This is a genomic window from Aeromonas sp. DNP9, assembly GCF_001728955.1.
Taxonomy (GTDB): Bacteria; Pseudomonadota; Gammaproteobacteria; order Enterobacterales; family Aeromonadaceae; genus Aeromonas; species Aeromonas veronii.
Genome location: NZ_LYSQ01000025.1, coordinates 1 through 18,579, shown reverse-complemented (window position 1 = coordinate 18,579; position 18,579 = coordinate 1). Strand labels below are relative to the sequence as shown.

Genomic DNA, 18,579 nt, shown 5'->3' with positions numbered 1-18,579 from the left:
GCGTGGATTGTTTTTATGCGGCCGCAAGGGCCGAGGGGATTCAGGCCAGCGCCTGGGCCAGCAGGTGGATGGGATGTTCGCAGCGAAACGCCGTGCTCATCTCGATCTGCCATTTGCAGGTTTCGCAATCGGTGATCACCAGATCGGGGGAGAGGCGGTTGATTTGATCAAATAGCCCCTCGCCGATGGTCTGGCTGGTCTGGTAGTTCTCCGACTTGAAGCCGTAGGTGCCAGCGATCCCGCAGCACTGGGACTCCAATACCGTCACCTTGACCCCGGGAATGGCGCGCAGCAATTCGAGGGTGTAGATGACGCCCCCCATCTTCTCCATGTGGCAGGGGGTGTGGTAGGCGATGTGCAGATTGAGCGGTTTCATCGCCGGTTGGTTGCCCTTGTAGAACTCGTTCCACAGGAAGCGGGTCACCAGCGAGATGCGATCCCGCACCTTGTGGTTGTCCTGCTCCAGCAGGTGGGGGTATTCATCGCGCAGGGTAAAGCCGCAGGTGGAAGAGGTGGCCAAGAGCGGCATCTCGTTGCCGAGCAGGGAGTTCTCCATCTGCTTGATGTTGAAGGCCGCCTGCTGCTTGGCCTTGTCCATGAAGCCGTTGGCAATCAGCGGCACACCGCAGCACTTCTCCCGCTCCAGCAGCTGCACGCCGATATTCATGGCGTTGAGCACCTGCACCAGCTCCTTGCCGAGTTGCGGGTGGTTGTAGTTGACGTAGCAGCCGTGGAAATAGGCTATCTGGCGCTCATAACGGGCCTGAGTCTCTTTCTGCTTCTTGTACCAGCCGCGGAAGGTACCCTGGGAGTATTTGGGCAGGTCGCGGTGGGAGGAGACCCCCAGCGCCTTGTCCAGCACCAGCTTCATCGGTTTGAGGCCGGTGGTGAAGTTGACCACCGGCGCCATCAGGGTAGACATGCTGCCCATCAGATCGGTGTGTGAGAGCACGAACTCGCGGATCCCCGGTTTGAAGCCGCTATACTGGTGCTTGGCCTTGGCGATGATGTCGCCGATGCGCACCCCGCTCGGGCAGGCTACTTCGCAGCGCTTGCAGTTGGTGCAGTGCTTGAGGGCGCTGTCAAACAGCTCCGGGCTCTTGATCCGCAGCCGCTCCCCATCCGGGCCCGCCTGTTTGGGGCCGGGGTAGGCGGGGTTGGCCTTGGCCACCGGACAGTAGGCGGTACAGACGGTGCATTTGATGCACTGATCGAAAGTTTGGTTGGCATGATCCAGTAGCATGTCAGTTCTCCTCCCGTAGGGTGTGAAGGCACGGGATATGGGACGAAGTAATCATTGGGCGGCGCCCAGAATATGGCCAGCGGCTTGCCAGCCGGTGGCAACTGCCACGCCGGAGCCGGAACCTTCTTTAATGGGGTCATAGTGCGCCAGCACGCTGCCTGCGCCGTAGAGGTTGGCGAGCGGCTTGCCACCGCGCAGCACTCTGAGCTTGTCGTCGGTCTTGACCCCGAAGCCCATAAAGGGGTGGTGGTCGAACAGGCGGCGACCGGCCCAGGCGTCGCGCTCCTCCAGACTCAGCACATCGGCATCGAAGATGGGTTCGCGAATGCCGCGCAGACGGGACTCCAGCCCGCGGCTGAAGAAGCTGCCGGAGGCGAGCACGAAGTTGTCGGCTTCAAACAGCTGGTCATCGCCATTCTGGGTGTGTACGCCGACCACCCGATCGCCCTCGTAACGGGCGCCCAGCACCCGCTCGCTGGTGAGGAAGGTGCCGCCAAGGGCCATGAAGCGGCGCTTGAGCGCCTCCTGCATCCGCATCCCGATCAGCGATGGCGGCATGGTCGCCACCTCCTTGATGGTGCAGCCGGTACGTTGCTCCAGCTCCGCCAGACGCGGGCCAACCAGCCCCAGCGACAGGCAGGCGGGTAGCACGATATGGCGGCAGTCGGGCACGCCGCTCTCCTGCACCATGCGGCTGATCTCGCGGGCCAGATCGGCCACCAGATGATGCTTGTCACACAGGCGCGCGATATCGGCTGAGCGAAACTCGTGGGGGTTGTGGCTGAATTCGGCCAGTTGGGGCAGACGGATTTCGCCGGTCAGAATACGGCAGTGGGAAAAGCGCGGATGGGTCGCCAGATTGGCGGCCGCCAGTGCCGGATGAAAGTCGCGAAAGCCCTCGAGGGTGGCCAGCAGCAGTACGTCCGGGATCGGCGCATCGGTCACGCAGGCACAAGTATCGGGGGAGAGCCAGGTGCGCTTGAGGGTACCGATGGGGGTCAGGCGCTGGTGATTGGTTTCGTTGCGCATCAGCGGCAGCCCCTGCGCGGCGCAGTGGCGCTGCAGATCGGCCAGACTCGCCTCGATATTCTGCATTCCGACTTTGCTGTAGGGGTGATCCGGATGGGCCGCCATAAAGGCGGGCAGGGCGGCGCGGGGATCCCCCTCGCTCTCTAGCAGGTCGACCGAGCCGGAGGAGAAGTGCAGCGCGCTCTGGCCTGAGGCCATCAGCAGGGTCTTCTGGCCTGCCTCCACCAGCCGCAGGGCAGCCGAGAGTCCCGCCATGCCACCGCCGATAACGATATTGTCAAACTTCATGACGGCTCTCCTTGTGAGTGGTCTCGCTGGTTGGGTCGCGTGGGGTATCGGCGACCAGCTGTGGCGCCGTCCATTCCCCCAGGCCAAACAGCCCTTCGTAGATCCAGTAGGTGAACTCGGCCTCGCGCAGGGCATCACCCCACAGGACGGGGCGGGTCCCCTTGTAACGCTCCTCGAGGAACTGGCGCAACATGACGCAGGCCTGACGACCGTCAGCCTTGCCATACTCCTGCATCAGGCCGGCGGCGCGGTAGGCACACAGCTCGCCCTGACAGGGCCCCATCCCCAGACGGGTGCGGCGGCGCAGATCGATGAGGTTGTCCACATCCAGCTCGCGCAGGGCGTATTCGATTTCACCCGCGGTGACCATTTCGCACTCGCAGATCAGGGCGTTGGCCTTGGGATTGTCACGGAAGAAGGCGATGACCCGCTCGCCGTGGCGGTATTGGGCTGAGCCTTCGACCGGCACCGAGAGACCGGGGGCGGAGACCTTTTCCGGATCCCGTGAGCCGGGCAGGCTCAGTTCAGCGGTCTGGCAGGGCTTGCTGTTGCCGAGTTTCTTGGCCAGCAGATCGGTGGCCCACTCCGCCATCAGGCGGTAGGTCATCAGCTTGCCGCCGGTGATGGTGTTGAAGCCCTTGAGGCCGTCACGCTCGGCGTGATCCAGCAGCACGATACCGCGGCTGATGTTGCGGCCGGTGTCGTCACCGTCCACCGCTACCAGCGGGCGCACCCCGGCGTAGGCGCGCAGCAGGCGGGTGCGGGCCATGATGGGAGCGAGCTTGATCCCCTCGCGCAGCAACACTTCGACCTCTTCGGGTTCGACGGTGAGCTGGTCAATCTTGTTGTAATCGATGCGACTCGACGTAGTGCCGATGAGGGAGATGGTATCGCCCGGCACCAGAATGTCCGCATCCGCCGGTTTGCGGGCGCGGTTGAGCACCAGCTGGTTGATGCGGTAATCCATGATGAGCAGGGAGCCCTTGGCCGGGAACATGCGGATGCCGAGATCGGCGTACTCGCAAATTTGCTGGCCCCAGATGCCGGCGGCGTTGATCACCTCCTGACACTCCACCTCGAACGCTTCGCCGGTGCGGGTGTTGATGGCCTTGACCCCGTGTACCCGATCTTGCGTGCGCAGCAGCCCCAGCACCTTGCAGTGGGTGAAAATGCGGGCGCCGTGCTCTTTCGCGTCCAGCACGTTGGCGGCGGCGAGGCGGAACGGATCGACCGTGCCATCCGGCACATGGATGGCGCCGATCATCGCCGGGTTGGCGTTGGGCTCCATGCGCAGGGCTTCACCGGGATCAAGTTGGCGAGTTTCGATACCGGCCAGGGCGCAGGCATCCATAAAGGTGGTTTGGAAATTGATGTCATCTTCCGGCAGGGTGAGGAAGAGGCCGCCCGTGTCCTCGACACAGTGGCTGGCAATCCGCTTGAGGATGCGGTTTTCCTGGATGCATTCGCGGGCGGACTCCTGATCCGTCACCGCGTAGCGGGCACCGGAGTGGAGCAGGCCGTGGTTGCGGCCGGTGGTGCCGGCGGCGATATCATCGCGCTCGAGCAGGATGCAGTCGATGCCGCGCAGTGCGCAATCGCGCATGATGCCGGCCCCTGTGGCACCGCCGCCTATGATGACGACTTGTGTAGTTATTCTTTTCATTGTTGCCCGTCTCATCTCTTCCAGATGAGGCCAGTGTGGCCTACTTCTGAGTGGAAATGTTTGATATGGGCCAAATTTGCGCTCGCAAACGCTCATTTGCTCGCGCGTTAATGAGCATTATGTGACATTTGTCACGCTTGTTATCGCATCGGTTTGTGGGCTGGTGGCGAATAACAGGCACAAAAAAGGGGCATCGGATGCCCCTTGTCACTGTTTGACGAGTCTGGTGGGGGTGTGATGCGTCAGCCGCAGCACTTCTTGTGCTTTTTGCCACTGCCACAGGGGCAGGGATCGTTGCGGCCGGTTTTGAGGGGGGCCGGATCCTGCTCTCCCTCGGTGTAGACCCAGCGGCCCTGATAACGCACGAAGCGGGAACGCTCATGGAGGCAGTGACGCTCATCCCCCTCCAGAAACCAGGCTTTAAACTCCACCATCCCGGTTTCATCCTCCGGACCGCCCTGGCTGGCGATGATCTCGAGACCATCCCAGCGGGTGTCGATGCGTGAAAGCTCTTCGGCGGTGAGACCGCCAAGGTGGGCCGGGTGCCAGCTATGGACCAGATACTCCCCCAGACCGAGCACAAAAGCGCTGTAGCGAGAGCGCATCAGCTGTTCCGGGGTGTCAGCCACAGCGCCACTGTGACGTGAGCCACAGCACAATTCGAGAGAAAGGGTTGAGCCGCAAGGACAAAGATTCATGATTTTCACGTTCTGGCCGATTTGTTTAAGGGAATTGTAACGAAAGCTGGGCTCGCCCTGCCAGCACCTATACTGATGAGTAAGCAAGGAATTCCAATAAAAACAGCTGCAAGGATGTGAAAGATGACGCTAAAGCAGAAAATCCTGTTACTGGGCGCAGTCCCCGTACTGTTGATGGCCCTGGTGGTCAATCTCAGTAACTACATGGTCTCCAAGCGCGATCTGGAGTCTGATCTGGTGGTGGCGAGGGAAAATGCCATCAAGGAGCGTAAAGCGCTGCTCAGCAGTTACATCATGATGGCCAAAACCGCCGTCGATGCCGTTTATGCGCTGCCTGATTCTCCGGAAAATCGTCAAAAGGTCAAAGAGTTGCTCAGGCCGCTGCGTTACAGCAGTGACGGCTACTTTTTTGTCTATGACTTCGAGGGCAACACCATACTGCTGCCGGTGCGTACCGAGCTGGAGGGGAAAAACCGCTGGAACGACAAGGATGCCAAGGGCAAGTTGCTGATCCAGGAGATCCTCAAGTCGGCCCGTCAGGGGGATGGTTTTACCGAATACTGGACGGCCAAGCCCTCCATCGGGCGCGATGCTCCCAAGCTGGCCTTTACTCTGGTGCTGGACAAATACCAGTGGGCCATTGGCACCGGTTTTTATATCGATGATATCGACAACGAGCTGGCGGCCTTGCGAGCAGAGCGCGAGAGCAACATGCACGAGTCGCTGCAGAGCAGTGTGCTGGTGATCCTGTTGATCCTCGGTATCACTCTGGCGGCGACCGTCATTGTGGGCAACCGGGTTACCAAGCCGCTGGCAGATGCGGTGCTGGCATTGAACGATATTGCCAACGGTGACGGGGATCTGACCCAGCGTCTCAAGGTGCAGAGTCAGGACGAGATTGGCCAGTTGGCCAGCGCTTTCAACCGCTTTGTCGAGCGGATCCAGTCGGTGGTGAGTCAGGTGGGCGAGACCAGCAACCACCTCTTTAGCGCGGTCGACAAGCTGCACCATCTGAGCGAGCACTATGACCATCAGATGCAGGGTCACAGTCGCGAGACCGATCAGGTGGTCACAGCTGTGACCGAAATGAGCTCCACCGCGCAGGAGGTGGCTGCCAGTGCCTCCAATGCCGCGACAGCAACCAGCGATGCGGCCCGTGAGTCGGACGCCGCCCGGGGCGTGGTGAGCGGGGCCATCAACAGTATCAACCGGCTGGTGGGGGAGGTGCATACCGCCTCCGGCGTTATCGAGCAATTGGCGCAAGAGACCGCCAAGATTGGCTCGGTGGTGGAGGTTATTCGCGGCATTGCCGAGCAGACCAACCTGCTGGCGCTGAACGCTGCCATTGAGGCGGCCCGTGCCGGTGAGCAGGGACGGGGCTTTGCGGTGGTAGCGGACGAAGTGCGTTCGCTGGCCGGTCGTACCCAACAGAGCACCAAGGAGATCAACGAGATGCTGCAACGTCTGCAGGGCGGGGTGAAGCAGGCGGTGGAGGTGATGCAGGCGAGCGAGGATCGCAGCCAGGAGACGGTGCAAGAGGCGAGCCATATCGCCAGCTCCCTCGACAGCATGGTGATGGCGGTCAGTACCATCAACGACATGAACATCCAGATCGCCACCGCCGCCGAGGAGCAGCACGCGGTATCGGAGGAGATCAACAAGAACCTGGTGGCCATTCAGCAGATTGTCAGCGAGCTGACCAGCGCGGCGGTGGAATCCAACAGCACCACCCGCGATCTGGCCAGTACCGGCGACAAATTGCGCAAACTGGTATCGCAATTCCGTTATTGATCTTGTAATGGTCCGTGACGGCCACCACAAGATGCGGCCTGACCCCCGGTTCAGGCCGCACTTTATTTGGGGATTGACCAATAATGTGTGAAAATTGCCAGCCTCTTTTTTTCAGCCTTTGCCCCATACCCTATGAATGAGATCGTGAAAGGTAGTATCGATTTGATCCGGCAGCTCAACTACGGCCTGGTCTATGCCAGCCTGGAAGAGCACAAGGAGCTGTCGCGCACCGATCTCTCCCGCCTGACCGGCCTCTCGCCTGCCAGTATCACCAAGATCACCAGGGAACTGCTCGATGGGGGTCTGGTGGTCACCTGTGGTGAAAGTTCAGTGGGGCGCGGCCGTCGTCAGACCTTGCTGCGCATCAACGAGCGCCGCTTCCAGTTTCTCTCCATGCGTCTTGGCCGTGGCTACGTGGATATGGCGCTGTTTGACTTTTCCGGCCGTTCGCTGGCCCGCCAGCGCCACCTCTTTACCGAGGAGGAGCGCGCCGATCTGCTGGGCAGTCTGGTGCATGCCATCAAGGTGTTTTTGCCGAGAAAGTCCCTCAGTCTGGCCTGCATCGCCCTCTGCCTGCCGGGTCAGGTGGAGCGCCACTCCGGCATGGTCAAGCACTTTCCCTTCTACGATCTGCGCAACTGGCCCCTTGGCCCGACTCTGCAACAGGCGTTCTCGGTACCTGTGCTGGTGAGCGGTGACGTGCGCACCTGGATCCAGGCCGAGCGGGAGTGGGGAGCCGCCAAAAATTGCGCCGATGCGGTGCTGGTGTTTGTCCACAACGACATTGGGGTCGGCATGGTGGTCAATGGTCAGCTCATCGAGAGCGAGAATGCGCTGCTCGGGGATCTCAGCCACCTGCAGCTCGAACCCTATGGCCAGCGCTGCTACTGCGGCGGCTTTGGCTGTGCCTGCACCCTGGTGACCAATCAGGCGCTGGAGGCGCAATACCGGGATCTGCGCGAGCGGATGCAGGAGCACGACTTGCCCGAGAGCGTCACCATCCGCGAGCTGTGCGAGCTGGCGCTGGCGGGCAACAGCCTCTGTCAGGATATTCTCCATCAGGCGGCGGGTCGTCTCTCCAAGGTGCTCTCCAATCTCATCTGCCTGCTCAATCCGGGCAAGCTGCTGCTGGGGGGGGAAATCACCCGTGCCGATCGGCTGCTGTTCCCCATGCTGCACCAGTCGCTGGCCAGCCAGTTGCCCGCCGAATATCTGGTGCGGCTGCAGATTGAATCCACCCACTTCTACGAAGATCCCACCAAGCCCACCTCGGTGCAGGTGCACAAGGCACTGCGCGATGGCAGCCTGTTGCTGGAGCTGCTGCGCAGCTGTCAGGAGTCGTAAGACAAGAGAGGTTGGCACTGCGTCTGGCGAAAGGGGCAGGGATTGCTGTTCCGCCAGCGCGTAACTGGGTACAATCTTGCCCTTTTCCGGCAGCCCCCCTGTTATCGCGCCCTATGGCGGCGTGACATGTTGGCACCGCTGCCGTTCCTGTTTTGACTCCAGTTGTGAACCTAGATGAAGCCTGTTCCTGATCACGCCGTCAACCGCCTGCGGGCCTGGCGCAAGAGTATCTCTACCCGACCGTTTCTTGCCCGTGGCGGCACCCTGGCTCGCTGTCCGGCCTGTCAGCTGCGCGAGGACTGGTGTGCCTGCGAGTGGCGCCCCGAGCTCAAAGCTGAGGCCGGTTTTTGCCTGCTGATGTATGACAGCGAGCCGATGAAGCCCTCCAACACCGGTCGCCTGATCGCCGATGTGTTGCCGGATACCACCTGGGCGTTTCTCTGGTCGCGCACCCAACCCCATCCCGAGCTGCTGGCCCTGCTGGCCGATCCCGCCTGGCAGCCCTATGTAGTCTTTCCCGCTTGCGAGAAGGCGCCTGCCCGCCTGACCGGCGAGGTGACGCTGGCACCGGGTAAAAAACCGCTCTTTATCCTGCTTGATGGCACTTGGCCAGAGGCGCGCAAGATGTTCAACAAGAGCCCCTATCTGGACGGTTATCCGGTGCTCGCCATCAAACCCGATACGCTCTCCACCTACGGTATGCGGGTCGCCAACTGCGATGAGCACCTCTGCACCGCCGAAGTGGCGGCCTGCGTGCTGGAAGTGGCGGGAGAGCTCAAGGCGGGGCAGGCACTGCAGCACTGGTTCAACTTGTTCAGCAGCCGCTACATGGCCGGTCGGGTCAGCCGTTTCCCCAGTGCCGATGAGGATCATCTCTGTGAGGCGCTGGCGGCCATCAAGGAAGCGAACGTCGCTTCACCGGCTTGCTAACGGGGCCCTCTGAGGGGGCCGGGGCGTGGCAACTCACATCAATGAAAATCAGGAATCAATTGGCTGCCACTGTTTCGTTAGATTCATGGTCAGTGGCCCGCTAGGATAGCGGACAGCCTGTGCAGCCCCTGCACAACGTCGTTTTCGTTATCTCCGGTTGCCCAACCCCTTCGGGCAACCCACTCTCGTGAGGTCTATGGATGGAATTGGAACTGGTTACCCTGTTTGCCCTGTTCGGTGTGGCGCTTGTCGCCGGTTTTATCGATGCCATCGCCGGTGGCGGCGGCTTGCTGACGGTGCCAGCGTTGCTCGCCACCGGCATGCCGCCTGCGCTGGTGCTCGGCACCAACAAGCTGCAGAGCAGTTTCGGCTCCTTCTCCGCCACCTGGTTCTATGCTCGCAAGGGGTTGCTGGAGTGGGCCATGATCTGGCCTGCGGTGATCTGCACCTTTATCGGTGCGGCTATCGGCACGCTGGCGGTGCAGACCATAGACGCTGCCATTCTCGAGCGCCTGCTCCCTTTCCTGCTGATGGCCTTTGCCTGCTACTTCTACTTCTCGCCGCGGGTAAGCGATGCCGAGAGTTCCCGCCGTCTGACTCCCATGCTGTTTGCGCTGCTGGTGGGGGGCGGTGTCGGTTTTTATGACGGGTTTTTCGGGCCGGGCACAGGTTCGTTTTTTGCCATCGGTTTCGTGGCGCTGGCGGGTTTTGGCATGGCGCGCGCCACCGCCCATACCAAGCTGCTCAACTTCACCTCGAATATTGCCTCCCTGCTGTTCTTTGCTCTTGGTGGCAAGGTGGTGTGGAGTGTCGGTTTTTGCATGGCGCTGGGGCAGTTTATCGGCGCCCGCTTTGGCTCCAAGATGGTGCTGAAAAAAGGGGTGAAGCTTATCAAGCCGCTGTTGGTGACCGTCTCCTTGCTGATGTCTGCCAAGCTGGTCTGGAGCCAGTATCCCGAGCTGTTTGCCTGGATCTGAGCCGCGGCGAGTGTGCGACAAATCGGATGTTTACGGGGCCCAAGGGTCCCGTTGTCATATCTGGTGTTTTACATGGCTAGCGCGGCGTGTCGCTGCGGTGGCGAAAGTGTTGTTGCAGGGCGCTCACCAGCCTGGCGATCCGCTCTCGCTTGAGGCTGTTTGGCCGGTAGACCAGATGCAGGGGGCGGCCTAGCCCGGGCAGTGGGCGGGCCATCTCCCCCTGTTCTCCCACCAGCCCCAGCAGGCCAGCGGGGAGCAGCACAGGGCCAATGCCTGCCTTGGCCAGTTCGATGAGCGCAAGATAGGAGTCGAGCTCCATGGCGGGCTCCAGCCCCAAATCAGCCAGCGGTTCGCGCAGGTAGCGGTTGGAGGGGTTCTCCAGATCCATGGTGAGGATCTTGCGCCTGCTTTCTGCGCTGGCTGGCGGCAGGATCTGCTGCGCCTCGCCAACCAGATAGAAGGGCTCTTCCAGTAGCAGATCGGCGCCGAGGCCATGGCCGGGAGGGAGCCGACCGGCGCAGATGCCGAGCAGGGCATCACCGCTGCGCACCCGCGCCAGAATGACCGGGGTGTGGTGGGTAGAGAGGGCAAGGTGGGGATCGCGCTCCAGATAGTCGCGCACAAAGTGGGCGAGATAACCCGCCAGCAGGGTTTCGGAGCAAGCGATGGGGAGGGGACTCTGATCCGCCAGATCCTGACTATCGGCAAGCACCCCCTTCATCTCTGCCAGACTCGGGGCCACTCGCTCCAGCAGCTCCTGCGCCTGCGGGGTGAGCCGGATCTGGCGCCCCTCCGGCTCGATCAGCTTCTTGCCAAGGCGCAGCTCCAGCTGGGCAATCCGCTTGCTTACCGCCGACTGGCTGATATAGAGGCGACTGGCCACCTTGGCCATCGTTCTTTCACTTGCCAGCAGGCTCAGCGTCTCCAGCCCTTCCAGTAACATCTCGCCCCCTTGTTTATCGCCATCAGGATCGTCACAGATTGAGCGCTACCTTAGGGGCTGACTGGTTCAGGAGCAAGGGTCGTTTGCTGCCTTGGCCGGTCGAATGCGCCATTCACTTAAGGGCGGCGCGAAGATCACCAGATTGCCGATCAGGCTGATCACCACTCCGGCCACCGAGACTGGCTGCCAGACAAAGCCTTCATAAAAGGTGGAGAGGGTAAGCGCCACCAACGGAAAGAGCACGGTGGCGTAGGAGGCCTTGCTGGCACCGATGCGCCCCACCAGCGTCAGGTAGGCGTTAAAGGCGATCACCGAGCCAAAAAGGGCGAGGTAGACCATGGCCGCCAGATAGTGGCCATCGGTCGGCACCACCAGTTGCTGCCCGAGCAATATGACCCAGCCCAGCAACAGCACCACGCCGTAAACCATGCCCCAGGGCACCAGTTGCAGTACGTGGTAGCCGTGGCGTTGGCCCCGGGCCGAGACCAGATTGCCGAGCGAAAAGCAGAGGGTGCCGCCGCAGGCGAGCAGCAACCCCTTCCAGCCGTTTGCACCCAGTTGCGCATCCGCCAGCACCGGCCAGAACAGCAGCAGGGTGCCAAAGAGCCCCAGCAAGGAGCCTTGCAACCAGCGCAGGGTGGGGCGCTTGCGCTCGAACAGCCAGAGGTTGATGCCGTTGAAGATGCTGGCACTGGCGAAGATCACTGCCGACATGCCGCTCGGGATATAACGGGTGGCGTGGTAGAAGCAGAGAAAGTTGGTGGAAAAGAGCAGGGCACCGAGCAGTGCTGCGTAACGCTGGCCGTGCCAGGGGAGGCGTGGAAAGCGGCCGCTGGCGGCGAGCAGGGCAAACAGCGCAACTGCTGCCAGCAGGAAGCGGTAGAGCACCGACACCTCGATGGGGATGGGGCCAAGTTGCCAGGCGATGGCAATCCAGGTGCTGCCCCAGATAAGCACGGTGGCAAGATAGAGCATCAGATTCATCACAGTTCCGGTGAGTCAGGGAGAGATGACCCACTATGGGGCGAGCCCTGATGGCTGGATTGCACCATCTTGCGGTTTTTCATCGCCCTGCGCTGTCATCTGCGGGCGCGGTCGGTAAGATGGATGGCAGCGGGATAACCCGTACACATAACCGGAACAGGTGGCAGGGGCGAATGAAAACAGCAGGGGTATTCGACGCACTGGTCAGCACCGGCGCCCGGCTGGAGGACTCCTGCTGGCTGGAGCCGGGGCTTGGCGTCGCCAGCTGGCGCAACTGCTACGATCAGACCCGCTATCACAAGCCGGGCCACCACACCCTGAGCGTCTATCTGCAAGGAGGCGAGCAGACCGAGCGACTCGATGGGCCGGGTGGCCACGGCGGCACCGGCAAGGTGTGCATCATGCCGGATCACCACAGATCCGAGTGGCTGGTGCGCGAAGAGTTTCGCTTCTTTCATCTCTACTTCACCCCGGCTCATCTCACCCGTATCGCCGAGGAGGTGTGTGACAAGGAGGGGCGCCACCTGCAACTGGTGGACAAGACCTTTATCGACGATCCGCAGGCGGCCGAGCTGGTGCAGCGCCAGCTGATGCAACTGCAGTGGCAGCACGGGGTCGATCGGCTGGCGCTTTCACACGGCGCCTGGATGTTGATCCTCCACGCCTACCGCCACCACACCGAGGAGGCTCCCGGTCTGCCGCCTCTGCGCGGCGGGCTGGCGCCCGTGGTGATCAAGCGGGTGCAGGAGTATCTGCAGGCCCATCTGGCCGATTCGGTCACGCTGGCAGAGCTGGCCCAGCAGGCGGGGCTGAGCGAGTATCACTTTGCCCGCATGTTCGGCCAGAGTCTCGGCTGCCCGCCCCATCGTTATCTGCTTGGGCTGCGGCTCAAACGGGCCAAGCAGCTGTTGGCTGGCCCCGAGCCGCTGGCCAGCATCGCCAGTCAGTGTGGCTTCTCTTCCCAGGCCCATTTCGGCAATCGTTTTCGCGAGGCGTTTGGTTTGACGCCGGGGCAGTGGCGGGCGCAATTGTCATCTTCCCGTCACAGATAACCCTGAGACTTTGGGCAAAAGATGTGTACTCTCTACCACTTATCCATTGAAAGGAATGCCCATTGAATTATCGCAAACGTCAAATCCGTACCCGTCATCTCTGGTTCAGCCACTGGAATGCCCCGCAAGATCGCACCGCTGTTGTGACCCCTCCCGAACCTGCAGTGCCTCACAGTTCACGTTGAAAAAGCCCCGCCTGCGATAGGATTTTTCCGGTAACTTTGCCACTATTGCCCCATCACAATGATGTGGACATGGCTGGATGTTTCTGGAACGTATTGAAGTCAAAGGTTTTCGCGGTATAAATCGCCTGTCGCTCGGGCTCGATCAGACAACGGTGCTGATTGGTGAAAATACCTGGGGCAAATCAAGCCTGCTGCGCGCCCTCTGGTGTCTGCTGGGGCAGGATGCCGAGCCCTATCAGTTCACCGCCGAGGATTTTCACCAACCGGAAGATCCCGAATTGGCCCCAGCGCGCCACCTGCAACTGGTGCTCACCTTCAGTGAGCACAGACCCCAGATGTGTCAGCACTCCCGTCGGCTGGCCCGTCTTTGCCCCTCCTGGGTGCTGCACAAGGACAAATTCCACCGCATTCACTATCGCGCCAGCGCCGAGCTGCAGGCGGATGGCTCTGTGCTCACCATTCACGACTTTCTCGACGGGGTAGGCAAGAGCTTGCCCATCGCCAATACCCACGAGCTGGTCTGCCTGCTCATCACCATGAACCCTGTGTTCCGGCTGCGGGACGCCCGTACCGCTCGCAACGGGGTGGAGACATTGCAGTGGGGAGATCTCTCCGAACATCGCTTGAGCGAGCTGGCGGACAAGCTGATCGACGAACCCCAGCGGATCGGCGAGCCGGAGCTCAAAGAGGCGCTGCAGGCGGTGCGCCAGCTGATGGATCACTACTTCAACGCCCTGGCCCCCATCAAGAACAAGCCGCGCAGTCAGCGTGACATCATCAATCGCCCCATGACATTGCGCAATCCGGGCAACCTGCATACCCTGCTGCGCCGCGCCGATAACCGCGCGCTGCAGCTGGCGATGGCGGGGATGGCGGCTACCCTGCTGCAAGCGCGGGGCAACCGGGAGCTGGAGGAGGGGGCCCGTCCCATCATGATCCTGGAGGATCCTGAGAGCCGGCTGCACCCGACCATGCTGGCGCTGGCGTGGGGGCTGCTGGAACAACTGCCGGGTCAGAAGCTGCTCACCACCAACTCGGGGGACTTGCTCTCTTCCCTGCCGCTCAATCAGGTGCGGCGGCTGGTGCGCCGTCAGCAGGATATCCTCTGTCACCAGCTGGGGGGCGAGCGTTACAGCAGCGACGATCTGCGCAAGATCGCCTTCCACGTGCGGATCAACCGCCCCATGTCGCTGTTTGCCCGTTGCTGGCTGCTGGTGGAGGGGGAGACCGAGATCTGGCTGCTCTCCGAGCTTGCGCAGATCTGCGGTTACAGTCTGCGGGCCGAAGGGGTGCGGATCATCGAGTTTGCCCAGTGCGGCCAGTCGCCGCTCATCAAGGTGGCGCGAGATTTTGGCATCGAGTGGCACCTGCTGACCGATGGCGACGAGGCGGGGCTCAAGTATGCCACCTCGGCCCGGGGCCAGCTCAAGGGAGAGCGGGAGCGGGACCGACTGACCCAGCTCCCTGCCGCCGACATCGAGCACTACCTCTATCACAACGGTTTTGAAGCTGTGTTTCGCCGCGAGGCCGGGGTGGGCGGGCGCGCCATGTGGAGCGCCAGTCACATTATCAATAAGGCTATTCATCACCGCAGCAAGCCGGGAATGGCGCTGGCGGTGGTGGAAGAGGCGGAGCGGCTCGGCGCCGAGCATATTCCGCCGGTGATCCGCCAGATGTTTGCCCGGGTGGTGGCGCTGGCCCGTGGTCAGGGCTAACGCCAGCGCTGCATCTCGTCACTATGAGCATGGCTGCCAGCAGGGTGCACTTCAAGGTGAGCCTTGCTGGCGGCAAATTGCCCCGGATTGTTTGCCCACGATTGTTTGTCGCGATTGGGGATATCCGCCGGTTTGGGTATACTCGCCCCTCTCTGGCGCCTCGGTGGCGCACCTCGAATCTTTACTGCTGGAGGCGTCGTGTTCGTCCAACTCCCTTTTTGGCTCTTTCCCCTCACCGGATTGATGGCGCTTGGCGCCCTGATCGCCCTCGGTATCGTGCTGTGGCGCGGTGATATCTGCCCCGGCCAGCGCTCGCGCATCAGTCAGCAGCTCTTCTCCATCTGGGTCATTACCGCACTCTCTCTGATGCTGGCGGTGGAGGCCAAGGCGGCCAGCTGGCTTATCTGGAGTGGTGGTGTAGCACTGGTGCTCGGGGTCGGTTTGTCGCTGGCCCAGTCACGGCTGGAGGGCAAGCGTTCAGTCCCCTCGACACTGCTCTGGCTACCGGCGTTGCCGCTCGCTGTCTATGGTTTCGGGCTGCTGCAACTGCAGGGCTGGGTGAGCGGTCTGCTGCAGATGGCGATGCTGGGGGCGGCCTTTGCCCACCTGATGCTGCTGCGGGCCCGCCATCGTCTCAAGGCATTCAACACCCTGTTGCCGCTGGCCGGTCTGGTGGGGGCGATGGCCAGCCTTGTCTGGCTGGCAGTGCTGGTGGGCTGGCAAGGGGGTGAGGCCAATCTCGATGCCCTGATCCCGGCGGTGGTGACCCAGGCAGCGCTGCTGGTGGCCTCTCTGCTGCTCTGGTTCAGCCCGCTCTACTTGCAGCGTGATACCGCGCCAGTGGTGGTCTCCACCTCCCTGTGTGGCCTGCTGATCGCCCAGATCGCCGCTACCAGCGTGTTGCACCAGCTGATCTGACACTGGTGCTGAAAAGAGAAAGCCCCGAGCCAACACTCGGGGCTTTTACATATCTGGCTTGCAGGTATCGCTGCTATCAATTCACAGCAATCGATCAATAGAAGTCGTCGGCCCCGCAGATAAAGAGGCAACTGCTGCGCGGCTGGGCGAGATACTCCCGGGTCAGCCCCTCCAGCGGCATGCCGAAGGTGCAGATATCCTGCGGCGAGGGGAGGGCGGTATCGAGGATCCGCCGCCAGTAGCCGCCGACCCCCTTGGGGGGGCTCGGCAGGTTAAAGGTGAGGGGTTCCCAGTAGGCGTTGAACAGCACATAGAGCGCCAGCTTGGTCTCGCTCGACAGCGCCGACATGGCGATGGCGTGGGAGTGGGGGCTGAAATCCGGTTGCCCGGCGTTGATTCCGTGCCAGCAGATCTCGCTGTGGCGCAGGATCTCGGTGAGCGACAGCGGCATGCTCTCCTGCTCCGGGCGCTGGAACAGGTGTTTGCGGTATTGGATCAGCTCCTTCATAAAGCGGAACATCTCCTGACTGCGGGCATTGGGCAGCCAGTTCATCCAGCAGGTGGCATTGTCCTGACAGTAGCCGTTGTTGTTGCCCCGCTGGGTGCGCAGCAGCTCGTCTCCCATCAGCAGCATGGGGGAGCCCACCGAGAGCAGGGTCGCCACCATCATGTTTTTGGCCTGGCGCATCCGCAGGGCGTTGATCTGGGGATCTTCCGTTACCCCTTCATGGCCGTGGTTCCAGCTGAAGTTGTGATCGCAGCCGTCACGGTTCTCCTCCCCGTTGGCCTCGTTGTGCTTGCTGTTGTAACTGGCCCAGTCCCACAGGGTAAAACCGTCGTGGCAGGTAACGAAGTTGATGCTTTTCTCGGGATCAGCGTGGTGATAGTGGTAGATGTCGGGACTGCCGCAGAGCCGCTCGACAAAGGCGGTGACGCTGTTGTCATCCCCGCGCAGAAAGCGGCGCACATCATCCCGGAACTGGCCGTTCCACTCACGCCAGCGGGCGCCGGCCAGTGACCCCACCTGATAGAGTCCCCCCGCGTCCCAGGCTTCGGCAATCAGCTTGATGTCGGCGATGTTGGGGTCGGTATCTATGGTGCGCAGGGTCGGCGCATTGGCCTGCGGCTGACCCGATTCATCCCGCGACAGAATGGCAGCCAGATCGAAGCGGAAGCCATCAACGTGCATCTCCTGACGCCAGAAGTGGAGGCTGTCCATGATCATCCGCAGCACCACCGGATGGGCGCCGTTGAAGGTGTTGCCGCAGCCCGAATAGTTGGTGTCCTTCTGGTTGTTGTCGAGGATGTAGTAGGCCTCGTTGTCGATGCCGCGAAACGAGAAGGTGGGGCCATCATCTCCCCCTTCGGCGGTGTGGTTGTAAACCACGTCCAGGATCACCTCGATATTGGCCTTGTGCAGCGCCTTGACCATGTCGCGAAATTCGGTCAATGGATCATCGCCGCAGGCGTATTGGGCGTGCGGAGCGAAAAAGGACATGGGGCTGTAACCCCAGTAGTTGGAGAGTCCTTTGGGCGCATCCTGAGGATCGAACTGGAACACCGGCAGCAGCTCCACGGCGGTGACGCCGAGAGATTGCAGATAGGGGATCTTCTCAATCAGCCCGAGATAGGTGCCACGCAGCGCCGGATCGACCCCGGAGCTCGGGGACTTGGTAAAGCCCCCCAGATGCAGCTCGTAGATCACCGAGCGGGAGAGGGAGTGAGCGGGCAGTTTGTCTCCTTCCCAGTCGTAGTAGCGAGTATCAACCACCTTGTTCTTGGCGCAACAAGCCAGATTGCTGCCTGGACGGGCCGCCGCCCATCGATCGTAATTGGCGCCAAGCTCAATGCTGCGGCCGTAAGGGTCGAGCAACACCTTCTCGGCATCGAAGCGGGTGCCGCCATATGGGCGCCACGGGCCCTGAATGCGATAGGCGTAACGTTGCCCGACCGAGATCCCCTCCACATGGATATGCCAGTAGTAGGCGGTGCGGTTTAGGCGCGGGGAGAGGGGGATCACCTCGGGGGTCGCATCGTCTGCGCTTGCGAAGAGCAGCAGTTCGACCCGGCTGGCGAGGCGTGCCCAGATCGCGAAGTTGACGCCGTTACTGTCGGGTGTGGCCCCCAACTGACGGCAGTGACCGGCGGAGATGCGCATATTCTACCTACCCAAAATGAGGAGTGTTCACCTTATTGAGTGTAGTGCCGGATGCCTGGCAAGGACTCGATTGCCTGAAAAAACAGCATGATGCTGCTAATGACCGCACTATTTGTCCGATTAATCTACGAATAAACTTTTTTTGAGATATTTACTTGCAATCTGTGCGCTGGCGCCTATTATTGGCGACCTCAGACGCGGGGTGGAGCAGCCCGGTAGCTCGTCGGGCTCATAACCCGAAGGTCGTCAGTTCAAATCTGGCCCCCGCAACCATCTGAGATCCTGACCAGTCAAACCGGTATAACCGGTTGGTAGGAAAGGAGAAATCGAAATGGCTACTGCTCGGCCACTTCGAGAAAAATTCGGACGCGGGGTGGAGCAGCTCGGTAGCTCGTCGGGCTCATAACCCGAAGGTCGTCGGTTCAAATCCGGCCCCCGCAACCAACTTTTCGTCAGCTTGCGATTGTGTAAACAGTCGAAAGCAGACAAACACCACCAAGCTACTGCTCGGCTTGAGGGTGACAATTCGGACGCGGGGTGGAGCAGCTCGGTAGCTCGTCGGGCTCATAACCCGAAGGTCGTCGGTTCAAATCCGGCCCCCGCAACCAACTCTTTCGTCAGCCTGCGATTGTGTAAACAGTCGAAAGCAGACAAACGCCAC

14 protein-coding genes and 3 tRNA genes are annotated in these 18,579 nt (G+C 61.5%); 10 read left to right on the top strand and 7 right to left on the bottom strand.

From position 1 onward, the window contains the following. Positions 1 to 40: 40 nt before the first annotated feature. The 4 genes from glpC to A9G06_RS16950 all read right to left on the bottom strand — a co-directional run bounded on the left by glpC (position 41) and on the right by A9G06_RS16950 (position 4,921). Entirely contained in the window at positions 41 to 1,243 is a 1,203-nt protein-coding gene (glpC, locus tag A9G06_RS16965) for an anaerobic glycerol-3-phosphate dehydrogenase subunit GlpC (protein WP_069555957.1), read from the bottom strand. Positions 1,244 to 1,294: 51 nt separating this feature from the next. After that, entirely contained in the window at positions 1,295 to 2,560 is a 1,266-nt protein-coding gene (glpB, locus tag A9G06_RS16960) for a glycerol-3-phosphate dehydrogenase subunit GlpB (RefSeq protein ID WP_069555956.1), read from the bottom strand. Further along, positions 2,550 to 4,223: an anaerobic glycerol-3-phosphate dehydrogenase subunit A gene (glpA, locus tag A9G06_RS16955; protein ID WP_069555955.1), complete on the bottom strand. Its 1,674-nt coding sequence runs from the start codon at positions 4,221 to 4,223 to the stop codon at positions 2,550 to 2,552. The genes glpB and glpA overlap by 11 nt, the downstream gene beginning before the upstream one ends. Positions 4,224 to 4,465: 242 nt before the next feature. Next, a complete protein-coding gene (locus A9G06_RS16950) occupies positions 4,466 to 4,921 on the bottom strand; it encodes a YchJ family protein (RefSeq protein WP_074045197.1) in 456 nt (151 codons plus the stop codon). Between the two features lie 123 nt (positions 4,922 to 5,044). On the opposite strand from A9G06_RS16950, the gene A9G06_RS16945 reads away from it, so the two are divergent. From A9G06_RS16945 to A9G06_RS16930, 4 genes are all read left to right on the top strand, one after another. Then, positions 5,045 to 6,712, top strand: a complete 1,668-nt coding sequence (locus tag A9G06_RS16945) for a methyl-accepting chemotaxis protein (protein WP_069555954.1) — start codon at positions 5,045 to 5,047, stop codon at positions 6,710 to 6,712. Positions 6,713 to 6,844: 132 nt separating this feature from the next. Further along, positions 6,845 to 8,056, top strand: coding sequence for an ROK family transcriptional regulator (locus A9G06_RS16940; protein WP_005333476.1), 1,212 nt, complete (start codon positions 6,845 to 6,847; stop codon positions 8,054 to 8,056). A 174-nt stretch (positions 8,057 to 8,230) separates the two neighbouring features. Further along, complete coding sequence (locus tag A9G06_RS16935) at positions 8,231 to 8,986, top strand: tRNA-uridine aminocarboxypropyltransferase (RefSeq protein ID WP_069555953.1); 756 nt, start codon at positions 8,231 to 8,233, stop codon at positions 8,984 to 8,986. 200 nt (positions 8,987 to 9,186) lie between these two features. Beyond that, positions 9,187 to 9,963, top strand: a complete 777-nt coding sequence (locus A9G06_RS16930) for a TSUP family transporter (protein ID WP_005333472.1) — start codon at positions 9,187 to 9,189, stop codon at positions 9,961 to 9,963. Positions 9,964 to 10,039: 76 nt separating this feature from the next. Here the strand turns inward: A9G06_RS16930 and A9G06_RS16925 are convergent, their stop codons facing one another. Both A9G06_RS16925 and A9G06_RS16920 read right to left on the bottom strand, forming a co-directional pair. Next, positions 10,040 to 10,906: a LysR family transcriptional regulator gene (locus tag A9G06_RS16925; protein ID WP_069555952.1), complete on the bottom strand. Its 867-nt coding sequence runs from the start codon at positions 10,904 to 10,906 to the stop codon at positions 10,040 to 10,042. A 66-nt stretch (positions 10,907 to 10,972) separates the two neighbouring features. Continuing rightward, entirely contained in the window at positions 10,973 to 11,890 is a 918-nt protein-coding gene (locus tag A9G06_RS16920; RefSeq protein WP_069555951.1) for an EamA family transporter, read from the bottom strand. Between the two features lie 173 nt (positions 11,891 to 12,063). Between A9G06_RS16920 and A9G06_RS16915 the strand changes: the two genes are divergently transcribed. From A9G06_RS16915 to A9G06_RS16905, 3 genes are all read left to right on the top strand, one after another. Continuing rightward, a complete protein-coding gene (locus A9G06_RS16915; RefSeq protein WP_069555950.1) occupies positions 12,064 to 12,942 on the top strand; it encodes a helix-turn-helix domain-containing protein in 879 nt (292 codons plus the stop codon). Between the two features lie 262 nt (positions 12,943 to 13,204). Then, positions 13,205 to 14,842, top strand: a complete 1,638-nt coding sequence (locus A9G06_RS16910) for an ATP-dependent endonuclease (protein WP_069555949.1) — start codon at positions 13,205 to 13,207, stop codon at positions 14,840 to 14,842. A gap of 198 nt (positions 14,843 to 15,040) precedes the next feature. Next, the gene (locus tag A9G06_RS16905; protein ID WP_069555948.1) at positions 15,041 to 15,760 is read left to right on the top strand and encodes a hypothetical protein; all 720 of its coding nucleotides are present in this window, start codon (positions 15,041 to 15,043) and stop codon (positions 15,758 to 15,760) included. A 94-nt stretch (positions 15,761 to 15,854) separates the two neighbouring features. Here the strand turns inward: A9G06_RS16905 and glgX are convergent, their stop codons facing one another. After that, a complete protein-coding gene (gene glgX, locus A9G06_RS16900; protein WP_069555947.1) occupies positions 15,855 to 17,918 on the bottom strand; it encodes a glycogen debranching protein GlgX in 2,064 nt (687 codons plus the stop codon). A gap of 196 nt (positions 17,919 to 18,114) precedes the next feature. Between glgX and A9G06_RS16895 the strand changes: the two genes are divergently transcribed. From A9G06_RS16895 to A9G06_RS16885, 3 genes are all read left to right on the top strand, one after another. Continuing rightward, positions 18,115 to 18,191, top strand: a tRNA-Met gene (locus tag A9G06_RS16895). A 94-nt stretch (positions 18,192 to 18,285) separates the two neighbouring features. After that, positions 18,286 to 18,362 (top strand) — tRNA-Met (locus A9G06_RS16890). Between the two features lie 87 nt (positions 18,363 to 18,449). Further along, a tRNA-Met gene (locus A9G06_RS16885) sits at positions 18,450 to 18,526 on the top strand. Positions 18,527 to 18,579: the final 53 nt, after the last annotated feature.